The sequence below is a fragment of the Streptomyces sp. NPDC046197 genome (assembly GCF_040646295.1).
In the GTDB taxonomy this organism is placed as follows: Bacteria; Actinomycetota; Actinomycetes; order Streptomycetales; family Streptomycetaceae; genus Streptomyces.
This window is the reverse complement of the sequence record NZ_JBEYZY010000024.1, coordinates 1-17,287: the sequence shown is the minus strand read 5'-3', so window position 1 is coordinate 17,287 and position 17,287 is coordinate 1. Positions and strand designations below refer to the sequence as shown.

Genomic DNA, 17,287 nt, shown 5'->3' with positions numbered 1-17,287 from the left:
GTCGTACCGGTGAGGTCTCCCCGCACCACCACCATGTGGTGCGGGAGGCCGATCCGCAGCACGGCGGCCGCCACGGCTGCGGTGCGGGGGCACCGCGCACCTGGAGCGCTCGCCCGGCGGACCCGCCTCCTGGGCGCGGACCGGCTCCACGCCGTCGCCATCGGCACAGCCCCTACTTGGCCCCTACTGAGCCCCTACTGCAAGCGCCACTTCTGGTTGGCCGCTCCCGTGCACGACCAGATCTGCGCGCGCGCCCCGTTCGCCGACGAGTTGTCCGTGACGTCGAGACACTTGTCCGCGGCGAGGTTCACCACGTCCCCGGTGGACGTGTTGTACGACCACTGCTGGGCGCCGGTTCCGTTGCAGTCGTACAGCTGTGCCTTCGCCCCGTCGGCGGTGGACGCCGACGTCACGTCCAGGCACTTCCCGAGCGCCTGGATCGACCCGTCCGCCTGCACGGTCCACCGCTGGGCACCGGACCCGTTGCAGTCGTACAGCTGTACCGCCGTGCCGTTCGCCGGCGAACCCCCGGCCACGTCGAGGCACTTGCCGGCCAGACCCACGAACGACCCCGACCGGCTTCCGCCGCCGGACTGCGTCCCCGACCACGTGAACGTCGCCGACGTCCGGCCCGGCAGCGAGTAGGCCGCGTGCTGTGTGCCCCAGTCGATGGTGACGGTCTTCGCGCCCGACGCGTCGTTGTACGCGATCAGCGCCTTGCTGCCGTCCGGGTTCCGCCACGCCACGTTGGGCACGGACGAGGAGGCCGTCGACGCGATCCGCTGGGCCCCCGGCCGTACGAACTTCGTCAGGTGCCCCATGTCGTAGTACTCGACGGTGTAGTCGACCTGTCCGGAGCGGCCGTCCCCGTGGTGCACGGTGATCAGGCCGGTGCAGGTCCCGCAGCCTCCGTTGTGCGGCCCCATGTCCTGGTCCACCGCCAGCGACCACTTCGTCACCGACTTCGCCCAGTTCCGCGTGTAGTCGATGATGTTGGACATGTCCTCGCGCTGCTGGTCGGAGATCCACGTCCCGCCCGAGTGCTCGGTGCCGAAGGCGTCCAGCTGCGGATACCGGTTGTGCAGCGTGGTCTGCTTCGTGACGTCGCCGCCGTAGCCGTGCCAGGCGATCCCGCCGAAGTTCGGATGCGCGCGGACCGCCGCGTCGTCCACCGTCGGGGCGGCGTAGGAGTCGTAGGTGTCCCAGTTCCAGTCGTGCGCCAGCACCTTCGTGGACAGCCCCGCCTCCTGCAGCTTCGGCAGCAGCTCGCTCCTGGTGAAGTAGGCCAGGCCGCTCGCGTTCCAGCTCATCGACGGATACCCCGAGCAGCAGGTCGGCTCGTTCTGTGCCGTCACGTACGACACCGGGACGCCCTGGTCCCGGTACGCCTGGAGGTACTTCACGAAGTACGCGGCGTACGCCCCGTAGTCCTCCGCCTTCAGCCAGCCCCCGTTGAGCTGCCCGCCGTCCTTCATCCAGGCCGGTGCCGTCCACGGCGAGGCCATCACCGTCAGCGCCGGGTCGAGCTGGAGCGCCTGCCTGGTCAGTGGCACCACGTCCGCCAGGTCGTGCGCGATCGAGAACCTGGACAGCGACGGGTCGCTCTGCCCGGCCGGCACGTCGTCGTAGGTGTACCCGTACCGCGCCAGGTCCGAGGCGCCCATCGGGTTGCGCAGGAACGACAGCCCGATCCCGTCCGTCGGCGAGAACAGCTTGCGCATGGTGGCGTCCCGCGTGGCCTGCGACAGTGCCCCGCTGCTGTTCATCAGCCAGGCGGCGGTGTCCGTGAAGGACGCGCCGCCGCCGGTGAACGTCTGGTACCGGGCGTTCTCGTCGACGGTGATGTTCTCGCCGCCGCCGGTGCCGGACTGGAAGGCGAACGGGGTCTGCGGTTCGAGCCCGCGGACCACGTGCCGCCCGCCGGGGTCGTCGGTCGTGGTGAGCCAGGCCGTGACCCGCTCGCCGGAGGCCTGCGCGGGTGTGGCCGCCGCGAGTCCTGCGGTGGTGAGTCCGGCGGTGGTGAGCAGCCCGGCGAGCAGCAGCCGGAGGGTGCGTCTGGGTCTGTTCATGGAGCGCCGCCCTTCTTGAGGTGGGGGACTGGGTGGCGTGCGAGGCGTGAGTAAATGACGGCTTCGGACACCCGTCAAGGGGGTGGGCGTTCACCATCCGAAGGGACAACGGCTCTGATCCGGCGGTCAGTTGGCCGTGTACCGGTTCTGACGTGAAGTCTTGACGGGTCTCGGGGTCACCAGTTAACTCACGGCGTGATCTAAGTCATGAGTGAATCATGACGAGTCGAGGGAAGGTCCGTTCATGCGAAGAACCGCCCTGCTCGCCTCCGCCGCCCTGCTCACCGCTCTCGTCCCGCTGACGTCGGCGCGCGCGGCCGACGACCCCGCCCCTGTTCCCGTCGACCGCTTCGAGGGCGAGGTGCCCTTCGCGAGCCCGCCCGCCGAAGGCATCTTCACCTGGGGCGGCGACACCGACGACCCGCCCGCCCTGCGGCTCGCCGACCGCGCGGACGCGCCCGAGGGGGCCAAGGTCCTCGCCGGCGCCTACGACATCAGCGGGTACGGCGGTTTCACCCACGACTTCGCGGCCGACCGGCCGGCCCACGACTGGTCCGCCCACCAGGGCATCCGCTTCTGGTGGGACGGCCAGAACAACGGCAAGAAGATCGCCTTCGAGATCAAGGACGGCGGTGCGAACGGGGAGGCGTCCGAGCTGTGGACGACCTCCTTCACCGACGACTTCACCGGCTGGAAACAGATCCGGATCCCGTTCACCGACTTCACCTATCGCACGGACTACCAGCCCGTCGGAGGCATCGACCACGTCCTCGGCCTGACTGAGATGTGGGGCTACGCCGTCACCCTCCCGGTCGGCGTCAAGGGACACTTCGCCATGGACGACGTGGAGCTGTACGGCAGGGCCGACCAGTCCAGCCGGGCCTCCGTCACCACTGACTCCGCCGTCTACCCGGTCAAGGAGGGCGGCGCCGCCGCCGTGCGGGTCACCGTCGCCACCACCGGCTCCGCGCCGCTGGACGAGCCGGTGACCGTGACGTACGCCGGCACCGGCGGCAGCGCCGAGCCCGGCAAGGACTACACCCCGGTCTCCGGCACCCTGACCTTCCCCGCGGGCACCGCCTCCGGCACCTCCCGCACGATCCAGGTCCGCACCCTGAAGGACAAGGCCGCCGAGTCCGCCGAGACCATCCCGCTCAGGCTCACGGTCACCGGCGCCAAGGCCCCCGCCGAGACCCCGCAGGTCGTCATCGACGCGCACGGACTGCCGTACCTGGACAGCAGATTGCCGGTCGGGAAGCGGGTCGCCGATCTCGTCTCCCGCATGTCCCTGGAGGAGAAGGCCGGGCAGATGACCCAGGCCGAGCGCGCCGCCCTCACCGACCAGGGCGACATCGCCGGCTACGCCCTCGGCTCGCTGCTCTCCGGCGGCGGCTCCACCCCGACGCCCAACACCCCGAAGGCCTGGGCGCGGATGATCGACGGCTTCCAGCTCAGGGCCCGCGCGACCCGCTTCCAGATCCCGCTGATCTACGGTGTGGACGCGGTGCACGGCCACAACAACCTGGCCGGCGCCACGATCATGCCGCACAACATCGGCATCGGGGCCACCAGGGACCCCCGACTGGCCGAGCGGGCCGGCGCGGTGACCGCGGCCGAGGTGCGCGCCACCGGCGTTCCGTGGGACTTTGCGCCCTGCCTCTGCGTCACCCGCGACGAACGCTGGGGCCGCTCCTACGAGTCCTTCGGCGAGGACCCGGCCCTCGTCCAGTCCATGGAGACCGTCATCCAGGGCCTCCAGGGGCACGCGGACGGTCGTGACCTGAGCCGGAACGACAAGGTGCTGGCCACCGCCAAGCACTTCCTCGGCGACGGCGGCACCGAGTACGGCTCCTCGACGACCGGGACGTACAAGATCGACCAGGGTGTCACCAGGATCACCCGGCAGCAGCTCGAGGCGATCCACCTCGCGCCCTACGAGACGGCCGTCGACCGGGGCATCGGCTCGGTCATGCCCTCGTACTCGTCGCTCGACATCCTCGGCGACGGCAAGGGCGCGGTGAAGATGCACGCCCGCAACGACATGATCAACGGCGTGCTCAAGGACCGCCTCGGCTTCGACGGCTTCGTCATCAGCGACTGGAACGCCATCGACCAGCTCCCCGGCGACCACGCGTCCCAGGTCCGCACGTCGGTCGACGCGGGCGTCGACATGATGATGGTGCCGTACGCGTACAAGGACTTCCGCGCCACGCTGATCGACGAGGTGAAGGCCGGGCGGATCAGCGAGCAGCGGATCGACGACGCCGTCGCACGGATCCTGACGCAGAAGTTCCGGCTGGGCCTGTTCGAGCATCCGTACGCGGACACGGCCGGCGCCGCACGGATCGGCTCCGCCGCGCACCGGGCCGTGGCCCGGCAGGCGGCGGCCGAGTCGCAGGTGCTGCTGAAGAACACGGGCGGCGTGCTGCCGCTCAGAAAGAGCCAGAAGGTGTACGTCGCCGGGTCCAACGCCGACGACCTCGGCAACCAGACCGGCGGCTGGACCGTCACCTGGCAGGGCGCCTCCGGCACCCACACCCAAGGCACCACCATCCTGCAGGCGATGCGCCGGGCCGGGGGAGACGTCACCTATTCCAAGGACGCCTCCGCCCCGACGGGCGGCTACGACGTCGGCGTGGTCGTCGTCGGTGAGACCCCGTACGCCGAAGGTGTCGGCGACGTCGGCAACGGTCACGACCTTCAGCTGTCCGCCGCCGACAGGGCCGCCGTGGACAAGGTGTGCGCGGCCATGAAGTGCGCGGTGCTGATCGTCTCCGGACGCCCGCAGCTGATCGGCGACCGGCTGGGGAAGATCGGCGCCCTCGTCGCCTCCTGGCTGCCGGGAACGGAGGGCGACGGCGTGGCCGACGTCCTGTACGGCAGGCGGCCCTTCACCGGCCGGCTCCCGGTGACCTGGCCGAAGTCGGAGGCCCAGCTGCCCATCAACGTCGGTGACACGGCGTACGACCCGCAGTTCCCGTACGGCTGGGGTCTGACCACCCTGACGAAGGTGCCCGCGGGCGGGGCGGCGACGCTGAAGGCGCTGGGCCTGGCCGCGGCCGCGGCCGAGCGCGCCCACGCGGCCGGGGCCGGGCGCGCGCTCGTCGCCGAGGCACGGCTGATCGTCCAGCAGAAGGTGGGCCGGAACATCACCGCCGCGTCCGCGAAACCCTTCGCCGACGCTGACCACCTGCTGCTGACCGGACGGTACGGGGCGGCCGTGCAGCAGCTGACGGCGGCCTACCGGGCGGCCTGAGACGCCCCGGCCCGACGGGAGGCGCACCGCACGGGGTGCGCCTCCCGTCGGCGTCGTCCAGGTGCGCGGGCCGCGGCGTCAGCCACGACCGTGTCCCAGAGCGGGATCAATGACCAGTTCTGGGATCCTTCGGGTAGCTTCGACCTATGAAGGCCGTCGTCCTGACCAGAGCCCTTCCCCGGCTGCTGGTCGCGCTCGCGGTCGCCGTGCTGACGGTCCTGTCGGTCGGCCCGCCGCAGGCCACCGCCGCGACCAGCGTCTCGGCGATCGCCCAAGCACTTCGCAAGGGCCCCGTGTACGTCGACCCGGCCGCCGCCGGGCAGTTGTCGTCCGCCGACGCCGACGCCCTGGCCAGGAAGATCAAGGACGCGGACAAGCCCCTCTTCATCGCCGTCCTGCCCACGGACTACCCGACGCGGAACCTGTTCACCGACCTGCGGACCGCCACCGGCATCACCGGCCTGTACGCCATCCGCCTCGGCAACCGGTTCGACGCCCGCGCCGACGCCTCCGTCCTGCCGCGCACGGCGGTGAACAACCTGGTCACCAGCGTCCAGGGCGAGGACGCCAAGACCCAGCTCACCGACTTCACCGACCGCGCGCTCACCAACATGAACGGTTCGGCACCGTCGACCTGGGGTGTCCCCGGCCACGGCGGTGTGGTGTCCACCACCGCGCTGATCACCGCCGCGGTGCTGCTGGTGGCCGGAGGCGCGGGCGTGTACGCGCTGGTCCGGCGCAACCGGCACCGGCGGGAAGCGCAGCAGCGCGCCGCGCTGGAGAAGCTGAGGACGGTCGTCGACGAGGACATCACCGCCTTCGGCGAGGAACTGGACCGCCTGGACTTCCATCCCGCGGAGGCCGGCGCGGACGACGCCATGCGCGCGGACTACGAACGGGCGCTGGACGCCTACGAACAGGCCAAGCAGAGCATGGCCGGGGCGCGGAAACCCGAGGACGTGCGCGCCGTCACCCAGGCGCTGGAGGACGGCCGCTTCTCCCTCGCCCAGCTCGCCGCCCGCCGCGAGGGCCGGCCGCTGCCCGAACGCCGGCCACCCTGCTTCTTCGACCCGCGTCACGGTCCTTCGGTCGCCGACGCCACCTGGACCCCGCCGGGCGGCGCATCCCGCCAGGTCCCGGTCTGCGCGGCCGACCAGGTCCGCCTGGCCGAGGGCCACGAACCGAAGATCCGCGAGGTCGACAGCGAGTGGGGCCGCCGCCCGTACTGGGACGCGGGCCCGGCGTACGGCCCCTGGGCGGGCGGCTACTTCGGCGGCGGCATCCTGCCCGGCCTGCTGGTCGGCACCCTCCTCGGCCACGCGATGGCCGCTCCGGCCTACGCCGCCGACTACGGCACCGGCTACGGCGACTTCGGCGCCCAGGACGGCTACGGCGGCGGCGACCTGTCGGGCGCGGACTTCAACCCCGGCGACTTCGGCGGCTTCGGTGACGGCGGGGGCGGGGACTTCGGCGGAGGGGGCGACTTCGGCGGGGGCGGGTTCTGAGCAGGCACGTGCCGGGGCGAGCCGGGCTGAGGCAGCGGTGAGCGGCGGGCTCACTCGCCGGCCGGGGACGTCTCGGCGTCCGCCACCCGCTCCATGACCGCCGCCGCGAGTTCGAGCACCCCGCGTTCCGTCTCGCTCAGGGACGCGAGCGCCCCGGCCAGCCACACGTCCCGCTCGGCCATGTCCCGCTCCAGCGCCCGCCGCCCCGCCCCGGTGAGCCGCAGCACGGACTGACGCCGGTCGGCGGTGCCGGGCTCCCGCACGATCAGTCCCTCCGCCTCCAGCTCCGCGAACACACGGGTGAGCGACCCGCCTGGCCGGGATCGCGATCGGGGCGGCGGTGTCGGTGGCGGCGGCGTGGTGGCTGCTGCCGGTACCCGGGCGGCCGCGGTGAAGTGCGCGCGCCCCACGCCGTACGGCATGGGCGCGCACAGCGTCACAGCCTGGTGCCGAAGTCCTGTGTCCACCAGGGGCCGCCGGAGCCCTTGTGCACGCCCACGCCGATGTTCTTGAAAGAGCAGTTGAGGATGTTGGCGCGGTGACCGGGGCTGTTCATCCAGGAGTTCATCACCGATTCCGGCGTCTGCTGGCCCTCGGCGATGTTCTCGCCGTAGGTGGACCAGCGGTAGCCCGCGGCGGTGATGCGCTCGCCCGGGCCCGCACCATCGGGGTTGGTGTGGTCGAAGAAGTTGCGGGCGGCCATGTCGTCGGAGTGGCCCTGCGCGGCAGCCTGCAACTGCGAGTCCTGCGTGAGGGGGCCACAACCGGCGGCCGCCCGCTCCTTGTTGACCAGTGCGACGACCTGCGCCACGGTGCCGGCCGGAGCCGGCTGCGCGGGCGGTGCGGCGGACGTGCGCGGCTTCGGCGGGGCCGGCTGCTTCGGGGCGGACGTGCTCCTGGCCGGACCGGGGCTCGTGGCGGCGCGCGGACTCTTCGACGCGGACGGCGACGGGGACGCGGAGGGCGAGGGGGATGCCGACGCGGAGTCCCCGGCGGTGGCGTCGGGTGCCGCGAGGTCGGTGACGGGGGCGGGGCTCTGCGCCGCCGCATCGCGCTGGGCCGGTGCGGGGCCGGTGCCGAAGTACCACAGACCGGCGCCGGTCACGCAGGCCGCCGCGACCACACCGGCGGCGGCCTGCCGCCGGGCGCGCCGACGCCGACGGGCCGCGTCGCGGGAGGCGGCCCGTCCACCGCCCGAGCGGCGCCGCGCCGCCCGGCCCGACCCGTCATGGCGGTCCGACGGGCCGAGCGGGGACGCCGCCCCGGCCGGCGCCCCGTCGAAGCCGGAGCGCAACTGCGAGAGCAGCGCGACCGGCACCGGAACGAGGGCCAGGCCGGCCAGCAGACCCTCGGCGGGCATCAGCCCGCTCCACAGGCCCGAGCAGCGCACGCAGTCCCGAGCATGCCGGGCTATTCGCTTGCGCCACAGCGCGGAGGGCCGGCCGTCCCAACCCGCCAGCAGATCCCGCAACTCCGCGCACGGCGGCTGTGCGTCGAGTGCCCGCACGACCACGCGGGCCGTCTCCAGCTGGGCCTTCATCCGCTGCACCCGGACCGCCGTGTGCTGCGGCGACAGCTTCAGTGCCTGCGCGACCTCCGCCCGGGTCAGCTCACCGGCGCACTCCAGCCACCACAGCGACAGCAGACCCCGGTCGTCGGGTTCGAGCCAGCGGGTCGCCCGCGCGGTCTCCTGGCGCTGCCCGGACAGCTGCAACCGCACCATGGTCAGGTCCACGAAGTCCGCGCCCGGGTCGGCGACTTCGCCGGCCTCCTCGACGGCGCCCGGAGCGACCTGCCGGTCCTGCCAGTGCGCCCGGACCCGGTTCATCGCGATGGCCACCAGCCAGGAACGGAAGCTCTCGGGGGCACGCAGACCGCTCAGCCCGTCGAGGGCCCGCAGCATGGTGTCCTGCACCACGTCGTCCACGTCCACCGAACCGTTCAGGGCCCGGCCCACGATGTTGTACACCAGCGGAAGGTGCGCGCTGACCAAGGCGTCCTGAGCCGCCGGATCGCCCTCGCGGGCAGCTGTCACCAGCGCCGCCGGCTCCACCGTGTGCTGTGTACCCATAAGAAGACTTCCCTGTCCTTGACGCCCGTCGATGATGTCCGATGCCTGGGAGACCACTGAAGGCGCGTCGAATAACAGTTCTGTGTGAGAAGTCCCTCGGTGACACGATGTCCCGGTGTCTCCCTCTCTCGCGGATCTTTCGGATCTCGCGGATCTCGCGGATCTCGCGGAACGGTGGCTGCGAGGCGTCGCCGCCAATCCGGCCGCCCCGCCCGACGTCCAACTCCGTCTGCTGCAACCGGCCGCACGCGCCGCCTGGAAGGTCCTGTGCGAGGAGCGCGACCTGCCGCCGGTCGTCGTCGACGCGGTGATCGCGCACCCGGATCCGGCGGTCCGCCGCGGGTTCGCCCGCAACCGCCATGCCGCACCCGCACAGCGGGGGCGGCTGGCCGGCGACCCCGATGGCCTCGTGCGGGCGGATCTGGCCTCGGGCCCCCGCCCACGGCTGGGCAGGGTCGAGCCGCTTCCCGACGACGTTCTGGAGACACTGCTGACAGCGCGTGACGAGCCGGGCCACGGTCGGCTCGTCACGGCGGACGAGATCAGGCAGGAACTGGTCTTCTCACAGCAGACACCCGCCTCGTTCCACCGGCGGATGCTCGTCCACGAGAACGCCGAACTGCGGATTCAGGCAGCCGGCCACTGGCTCTGGCTGACGCCCGGTGAGCGCCAGGCCCTTCTGGCCGACCCGGACCAGGCGGTGCGCGAGGCCGCACACCGGCACGGCCGGATCCTGGACCCCGCGGCCATGGAGGCCGACCTGCCCGAGGAGGACTGCCACCAGCGGGGGCTGCTGCTCGTCAACTACGCCGTCTCGTCGGCCGTGGCCGAGGCGTGTCTCGCCGACGGGCGCGACCTGTGGTCCTTGGCGCACAACCGGCACACGCCCGCTTGGGCGGTCGGGCGTCTTGCCCGCGACAGCGACCCCGGGGTGCGCGAACGCGTGGCCGCGCGAGCCGACCTCGAACCCGCGCTGCTGGCACGGCTCGCCGAGGATCCGGACGAGGCGGTGCGGACTCGGGCCACGGTGCATCCGCTGCCGCGCACCGCGCCACAGCGCGATGCCATCGACCGGGTCGTGGGCCGCACCGCCGAGGACATCGGACCGGTCCCCGAGATGCTGGTGGAGCCGGACACCGGCTGGTACAGCAGGTGCGCCGGATCCGAGCACCCCCTCCTGCGCCGGGTTGCCGCGACCTGTCCGGGGCTCCCCGCGGAGCTGGTCGACCGCCTGGCCGACGACCCCGACCCGCAGGTGCGACACCTGCTCGCCTGCAACCACCCGCTGGCGCCGGCGAGGACCGTCCTCGAAGCGTTCATCGCCGCCCCCCGGCAACGGCCGTATCTGCTGACGCTGCCCGGACTGCCCCGCACCGGTCTGGAACGGTTCCTCGATCACGAGGATCCCGAGGTACGGGCCCTGGCCGCGGCGGACGCGACACTGAGCCGGCCGCCCCTCGGGCTGCTCGACGACCCGGAGGCCCGGGTCCGGCAGGCCGCTGCCGCCAATCCCCTGCTGGCCGGCGAGCTCGTCGCGAAGCTTCTGGAGGACCCCGGCACCGCGGAAGGGGCCGCGGCCAACCCCGGCCTGTCCGCCGAGTGCCTCCATGAACTGCTCGACCGCTGCGGACTGACCCGGGCGGCCGTGCGGTGAGCCGTGGCCGGAAGCGGGCGGGTGCGGCCGGCGGGGGGCCGGACACGCCGAGCGCCCGCCCTCCTCGATACGGGGGAGTGGAGGGCGGGCGCGCTCAGGTGCGTACGGCCGGGTCGTGGCGGCCGGTGGACGGGGCTCACCGGTGCTGCCGCCGCGGGCTCACACGTTCTTGATCGCCGAGATGTCGAAGTTCAGCTTGATCTTGTCGGAGACCAGGACGCCGCCCGTCTCCAGTGCCGCGTTCCAGGTCAGGCCCCAGTCGGAGCGCAGGATCTCGGCCTTGCCCTCGAAACCGACGCGCTCGTTGCCGAAGGGGTCCTTCGCGCCGCCGTTGAACTCGAGGTGGATGGTGAGCGGCTTGGTGACGCCGAGGATGGTCAGGTCGCCGGTGATGCGGTAGTCGTCGCCGCCCAGGGCCTCGGCCTTGGTGGAGCGGAAGGTCATCTTCGGAAACTCGTCGGTCTTGAAGAAGTCCGAGCTCTTCAGGTGCCCGTCGCGGTCCGCCGAACCGGTGTCGATGCTGTCCATCGTGACGTCGATGGACGCCGTGGACTTGGTGGGGTCGGTGCCGTCCAGGTGCAGGGTGCCGGTGAAGTCGTTGAACTTGCCCTTGACGTTGGTCACCATGGCGTGCCGGGCCACGAAGCCGAACGTGGAGTGGGCCGGGTCGATGGTGTACTCGCCGGTCAGCGCGGCCAGCTCGGGGCCCGCAGCGACGGGGGCGGGGGTGGTGGCGGTGTCGGTCTTGCGGCCGAAGATGCCCATGACGGTGCTCCTTTGGGGACGTATGGTCGCTCGGCGCGGGTAGGGACACCGAGGATGTTTAATCTTGAACTAGCTCAACGCTCACGACCGTAGACCTATTCCGTTAAAGTTTCAACATCATCGGTGCGTGTTTCGGGGATTGCTCACGGTTACCGTCAGGCCCTCTGGCGGACGCGCGTAGAGCTCCGGCACCATTCTCCTGCGCCACCTGCACAGCCGCTCCACAGGAAGCACGGCCATCCGCAGGAAGGGTCCCCATGAAGGTCCTGGATCACCTGGTCCTCCTCGGGCAACTGCTCCGACCGCAACAACCCGACCTGTACGTCCTTCGAGCAGCTCGACCTCGCCACCGCCCAGGGCAACCACTGGGACGTCCTTTACTGCAACTGCGGCGGTTGCTGAGCCGTAACCGGCCGCCCGCGCGGACTTCCGGACGACGGTTGCCGCACTGCCGTCGTCCGGACGGTCCCGTGCCGTTGACCGGCCCCGCGGCCGCGGCTAGCCAGGAATCATGACGAAGCGTCAGCAACGGGCCGCCACCGGCGACCTCACGGGACCCACGGGCCACACCGCCGGCACCCCGACACGCCGCGCCCTCCTCCGGGCGGCCGCCCTGCTCGCGGCGCCCGCCACCGGCGCACCCGAGGCCAGGGCCGTCACAGACACTCCGGTCGCGGACGACGACCCCTACGACGCCCTCCGCCACCGCTGGCTCGCCATCGCCCTCGGTACCGGCTACGACCCGGCGGCCGAGCCGTACGCGTCCCGGCTCGCCGAGACCGGCCGCCTGGCCCGCACCTTCCGTGACAGCATGGCCCCGGCCGCCGACTCCCTCTGGCCGGACCGCCCCTTCGACCCACCGTCCGGCATCACACAGAGCTACGGCCGGCTGTGGACGATGACCCAGGCGTACGTCCAGCCGGGGACCGGGGCGACCGGCGAGCCCGGCCTCCTCGCCGACATCCTGCGCGGCCTCGACCACCTCGCCGCCACCGTCTACAACCCCTCCACCACCCGCCACGGCAACTGGTGGGAGTGGCAGATCGGCAGCCCCCGCCTGCTGATGGACATCACGGCGGCCCTGTACGACCACCTCACCGACCCGCGGATCACCGCGGCCTGCGCCGCCGTCGACCACTTCGTCCCGGACACGGTGCTGCTCGACTACTCGGGCACCTCCACCGGCGCCAACCGGGTCGACCTGTGCCGCAGCGTCGCGCTGCGCGGCATCCTGGGCCGGGACGGCGCCAAGGTCGCCCTGGCCCGGGACGCGCTGTCGCCGGTCTTCCCGTACGTGACGAAGGGCGACGGACTCTACGCCGACGGCTCGTTCGTCCAGCACACCTGGGTCGCCTACTCGGGCACGTACGGCCAGGTGATGCTGGACGGGCTCGGCCGCCTCCTGGCGTTGCTGGCCGGGTCGCGGTGGGAGGTGACCGATCCGAACCGGCAGACCGTCCTGGACGGCGTGGAGCACGCCTACGCCCCGCTCGTCCTCGACGGCCTGGTGATGGACAGCGTCAACGGCCGTGCCATCAGCAGGGGTTGCCTCAAGGCCGACGACCAGCACGTCATGCGCAGCGACCACTTCCACGGCCAGGGGCTGATCGCGGCGATCGTGCTGCTCGCGGGCGGCACGAGCCCGGCGGAGCGCGAGCGCTGGTACGCACGCGTCAAGGGCTGGATCGAGCGGGACACCGTGACCCCCCTGCTGACGGCGCCCCAATTCGGGGTGGCCGAGCTGGCGCGGCTGCACGCCGTCACCGGCTCCGGGGTGGCCGCCGCCCCCGAACCCGTCGGCCACCACCTCTTCTGCGCCATGGACCGAGCCGTCCACCGCCGTCCCGGTTTCACCGTGAACATCTCCATGTCCAGCGACCGCATCGCCTCCTACGAGTGCGGCAACGGCGAGAACCCGCGCGGCTGGCACACGGGAGCGGGCATGGTCCTGTGGTGGGCCGCCGGCCGGCCGGCCGACCAGTACACGGACTGGTTCTGGCCGACCGTGGACTGGTACCGGCTGCCCGGCACCACCGTCTCCACCCGGCGGCTTCCCGACCGGGCGGGCGGCGAGTGGGGACAGCCCAGGCCGGACGTGCGCTGGGTCGGTGGCACGACCGACGGCGAGTACGCGGCGATCGGACAGCACCTGAAGGGGCTCGGCTCCACCCTCGAGGCCCGCAAGTCGTGGTTCTGCCTCGACGGCGCGGTGATCTGCCTCGGCGCCGGGATCACCTGCGCCGACGGGGTGCCGGTCGAGACGGTCGTGGACAACCGCAACCTGGGGGAGGGCGGCACGCAGACCTTCGTACTGGCCCAGGGCTGGGCGCACCTGGACGGACACGGCGGCTGGATCGTCCCCGGCGGGGCCCGGCAGGCCCTGCGCCAGGACCTGAAGACCTTGCGCGAGGACCGCACCGGCGCCTGGTCCGACATCAACTCCACGAGTACGACCGAGCAACGCACCCGGCGCTGGCAGACCCTCTGGCTGGACCACGGCACGGACCCGACCGACGCCAGGTACGTCTACGTCCTGATGCCCGGCGCCTCCCGCCCCGAGGTCGCGGCCCGCGCCGCCGACCACCACTGGATGTCGGTCCTGGCCAACGACCCCGGCTGCCAGGCGGTGGCCGTTCCCTCGCGCGGCCTGCTCGCCGCCACTTTCTGGCGAGCCGGTACGGTGGGACCGCTGACGGTGTCGGCGGGCGCCGCCGTGCTGGTCCGCCACCGCGGCCGGAGGGCTACTCTCTGCGTGAGCGAGCCACCGCGCACCGGCGAGCCGCTGGAGATCGTCTGGAACCGTCCGGTGGGCCGGGTGCTGCGGGCGGACGACTCGGTCGAGGTCCTTGCCACAGACCCCCGTCTGGCTCTGCGTGTCACTCCGGGGATGGCATGTGCCACCCACGAATGTGAGGTGGCTCTCGCCCTCTGACTTTGTGGGACCCTCACAACGCCGAAGCCCCCTGAGCAGTCGGAAGGGCTACAAGTCCCCAAGGTTCTGTTCAGTGCTACCAGGAAAACGGGCCGGAGACTGTACGGAGTCGACGGCTCGCTTTCCTCGGTGTCCTTCGTAAGGTCGCTACATGACCGTTTTGGAAGAGACGACGGGTGAGCCGACCGGCGAGCCGACGGACGCGCGCGGACGGGTCGCCGAACTGCACGAGATCCGTGCGCAGGCCGTGGCGGGCCCCAGCGAGAAGGCGACCGCGGCGCAGCACGCCAAGGGCAAGCTGACCGCCCGGGAGCGGATCGAACTGCTCCTGGACCCCGGGTCCTTCCAGGAGGTCGAGCAGCTGCGCCGGCACCGGGCGACCGGGTTCGGCCTGGAGACCAAGAAGCCGTACACCGACGGTGTCATCACCGGCTGGGGCACGGTGGAGGGCCGCACGGTCTTCGTCTACGCCCATGACTTCCGCATCTTCGGCGGCGCGCTGGGCGAGGCCCACGCCACGAAGATCCACAAGATCATGGACATGGCCATCGCGGCGGGTGCGCCGCTGGTGTCACTGAACGACGGCGCCGGCGCCCGCATCCAGGAGGGCGTCAGCGCCCTGGCCGGCTACGGCGGCATCTTCCAGCGCAACACCAAGGCCTCCGGGGTCATCCCGCAGATCAGCGTCATGCTGGGCCCGTGCGCGGGCGGTGCGGCCTACAGCCCGGCCCTGACCGACTTCGTCTTCATGGTCCGTGAGACCTCGCAGATGTTCATCACGGGTCCGGACGTGGTCAAGGCCGTCACCGGCGAGGAGATCACGCAGAACGGCCTGGGCGGCGCCGACGTGCACGCCGAGACCTCCGGTGTGTGCCACTTCGCCTACGACGACGAGGAGACCTGCATCGCCGAGGTGCGCTATCTCCTCTCCCTGCTCCCGCAGAACAACCGCGAGACCCCGCCGCGAGCGGAGTGCAGCGACCCGGCCGACCGCCGCTCGGACGTGCTGCTGGACCTGGTCCCGGCGGACGGCAACCGGCCGTACGACATGGCGAAGGTCATCGAGGAGATCGTCGACGACGGCGAGTACCTCGAGGTCCACGAGCGCTGGGCGCGGAACATCATCTGCGCGCTGGGCCGCCTGGACGGCCAGGTGGTCGGCATCATCGCCAACCAGCCCCAAGTCCTGGCGGGCGTCCTGGACATCGAGGCGAGTGAAAAAGCTGCGCGCTTTGTTCAGATGTGTGACGCTTTTAACGTTCCGATCGTCACCTTCCTGGACGTTCCGGGGTTCCTCCCCGGTGTCGACCAGGAGCACGGCGGGATCATCCGGCACGGCGCGAAGCTGCTGTACGCCTACTGCAACGCGACCGTGCCGAGGATCTCGCTGATCCTGCGGAAGGCGTACGGGGGTGCCTACATCGTCATGGACAGCCAGTCCATCGGCGCCGACCTCACCTATGCCTGGCCGACCAACGAGATCGCCGTGATGGGAGCGGAGGGCGCGGCCAACGTCATCTTCCGCCGGCAGATCGCGGACGCCGAGGACCCCGAGGCCATGCGGCAGAAGATGGTCAAGGAGTACAAGGCCGAGCTGATGCACCCGTACTACGCGGCGGAGCGCGGCCTGGTCGACGACGTGATCGACCCGGCCGAGACCCGCGAGGTGCTGATCAAGTCCCTGGCGATGCTGCACACCAAGCACGCCGACCTGCCCTCCCGCAAGCACGGCAACCCCCCGCAGTAACCGAGCGGACGCACCGCGGCAATCCCGCGGATCTCTCTCTCCCGGAGACTGACACCCATGGACATCCCTGACATCCGCGTCGAGAAGGGCCACGCCGAGCCCGAGGAAGTCGCCGCCATCACGGCCATCCTCCTGGCCCGCGCGGCGGCCCGTCCCGCCGACACGACCCCGGCCCACCGCGGCCGCATCAAGGCCGGCTGGCGCCGCCTGGAACGCGAGAACGGCTTCCGCGCTCCGCACAGCTGGCACGGCTGAGCCACGCCGGCCCGGCCACCGGTTCACGGCCCCGTCTCCTGCAGGAGGCGGGGCCGACCGCGTCGTCAGGCCCGTCGGTGCAGCAGCGCCGCCACCAGCGCGTCGAAGGTCGCCACGCAGAGCGCCGGCCACAGCGAGTGGCAGTGCAGACCCGGGGTGCAGGCAAGGACCAGGCCGGCGGTGAGGAAGGTCCTGAACCAGCCCAGCCCGTGTCGGGTCACCCGGTCGGCGGCAGGGCTCCCGGCGACCGCGTTGCGCAGCGCGTACCGCATCGGAAACACGACCACGGTGGCGAGCAGCTCGCAGGGGAGGACCAGGAGCACGGCCCAGAAGACGGCCGCCGGCCCGTCGATCTCGATGACACCCGGGAACACGGCCACCGTGCCGAGGACGGCGAGCAGCAGCAACACGCCGACCGCCCCGGCGGCCACCAGCCCCACACCTGAGAGGCCCACCGCCACCAGCACCCGTTCCCTGCGGCTCAACCCGCTCCATGTGACCTCGTCCTCGCCCTGAGACACCGCTCAGCCTTCCTTCTCTTCCTGGAGCCGTGGGGGTTCTCCCGGTCGTTCTTCTCGGGTGCTCTCCCGGATGCCACCGGGATACGACAACGGCCCCCGCCCCTCCCCAAGAGGGAGGCGGAGGCCGTTTGCGTTGCCTGGCGGACGTCGCCGGCGGGATCTCTACCGAAGCCGGGCCATCAGGGCGTGTTCCACCAGCGTGATCAGTGCGGACTTGGCGTCCGCGCGGTGGCGGGCGTCGGTGGTGATGATCGGGGTGTCGGGGCCGATCTGCAGTGCCTCGCGCACCTCGTCCGGTGCGTAGGGCTGGTTGCCGTCGAAGCCGTTGAGGGCGATGACGAACGGCAGTCCGGAGTTCTCGAAGTAGTCGACCGCGGGGAAGCAGTCGGCCAGGCGCCGGGTGTCCACGAGCACGATCGCGCCGATGGCACCGCGGACCAGGTCGTCCCACATGAACCAGAAGCGGTCCTGACCCGGGGTGCCGAAGAGGTAGAGGATCAGGTCCTGGTCGA

General features: G+C 71.7%; 12 protein-coding genes. 6 read left to right on the top strand and 6 right to left on the bottom strand.

The features are described from left to right. Positions 1-194: 194 nt before the first annotated feature. Complete coding sequence (locus AB0A61_RS28470; RefSeq protein WP_361298150.1) at positions 195-2,069, bottom strand: ricin-type beta-trefoil lectin domain protein; 1,875 nt, start codon at positions 2,067-2,069, stop codon at positions 195-197. A gap of 244 nt (positions 2,070-2,313) precedes the next feature. On the opposite strand from AB0A61_RS28470, the gene AB0A61_RS28465 reads away from it, so the two are divergent. Next, entirely contained in the window at positions 2,314-5,325 is a 3,012-nt protein-coding gene (locus AB0A61_RS28465) for a glycoside hydrolase family 3 N-terminal domain-containing protein (RefSeq protein ID WP_361298147.1), read from the top strand. A gap of 146 nt (positions 5,326-5,471) precedes the next feature. Next, on the top strand, positions 5,472-6,830 hold the full coding sequence (locus AB0A61_RS28460; protein WP_361298144.1) for a hypothetical protein: 1,359 nt from the start codon (positions 5,472-5,474) through the stop codon (positions 6,828-6,830). Positions 6,831-6,880: 50 nt separating this feature from the next. Here AB0A61_RS28460 and AB0A61_RS28455 read toward each other — a convergent pair whose 3' ends face one another. Further along, the gene (locus tag AB0A61_RS28455) at positions 6,881-7,126 is read right to left on the bottom strand and encodes a hypothetical protein (RefSeq protein ID WP_361298141.1); all 246 of its coding nucleotides are present in this window, start codon (positions 7,124-7,126) and stop codon (positions 6,881-6,883) included. A 140-nt stretch (positions 7,127-7,266) separates the two neighbouring features. After that, positions 7,267-8,901, bottom strand: coding sequence for a sigma-70 family RNA polymerase sigma factor (locus AB0A61_RS28450; protein WP_361298138.1), 1,635 nt, complete (start codon positions 8,899-8,901; stop codon positions 7,267-7,269). A 115-nt stretch (positions 8,902-9,016) separates the two neighbouring features. Between AB0A61_RS28450 and AB0A61_RS28445 the strand changes: the two genes are divergently transcribed. Beyond that, positions 9,017-10,555, top strand: coding sequence for a hypothetical protein (locus AB0A61_RS28445; protein ID WP_361298135.1), 1,539 nt, complete (start codon positions 9,017-9,019; stop codon positions 10,553-10,555). 159 nt (positions 10,556-10,714) lie between these two features. On the opposite strand, the gene AB0A61_RS28440 is transcribed toward AB0A61_RS28445, so the two are convergent. After that, entirely contained in the window at positions 10,715-11,320 is a 606-nt protein-coding gene (locus AB0A61_RS28440) for a YceI family protein (RefSeq protein WP_361298132.1), read from the bottom strand. Between the two features lie 511 nt (positions 11,321-11,831). On the opposite strand from AB0A61_RS28440, the gene AB0A61_RS28435 reads away from it, so the two are divergent. From AB0A61_RS28435 to AB0A61_RS28425, 3 genes are all read left to right on the top strand, one after another. Next, positions 11,832-14,252: a polysaccharide lyase 8 family protein gene (locus AB0A61_RS28435; protein ID WP_361298129.1), complete on the top strand. Its 2,421-nt coding sequence runs from the start codon at positions 11,832-11,834 to the stop codon at positions 14,250-14,252. Positions 14,253-14,403: 151 nt separating this feature from the next. Then, complete coding sequence (locus AB0A61_RS28430; protein ID WP_361298126.1) at positions 14,404-15,999, top strand: acyl-CoA carboxylase subunit beta; 1,596 nt, start codon at positions 14,404-14,406, stop codon at positions 15,997-15,999. Between the two features lie 57 nt (positions 16,000-16,056). After that, positions 16,057-16,254: an acyl-CoA carboxylase subunit epsilon gene (locus AB0A61_RS28425; RefSeq protein ID WP_361298123.1), complete on the top strand. Its 198-nt coding sequence runs from the start codon at positions 16,057-16,059 to the stop codon at positions 16,252-16,254. Positions 16,255-16,319: 65 nt separating this feature from the next. Here the strand turns inward: AB0A61_RS28425 and AB0A61_RS28420 are convergent, their stop codons facing one another. Beyond that, positions 16,320-16,775 (bottom strand): hypothetical protein, encoded by a 456-nt coding sequence (locus AB0A61_RS28420; protein ID WP_361298120.1) that lies wholly within the window; start codon positions 16,773-16,775, stop codon positions 16,320-16,322. Between the two features lie 162 nt (positions 16,776-16,937). Then, a partial coding sequence (locus tag AB0A61_RS28415; protein WP_361298117.1) for an ATP/GTP-binding protein occupies positions 16,938-17,287 on the bottom strand: 350 nt, incomplete at its 5' end.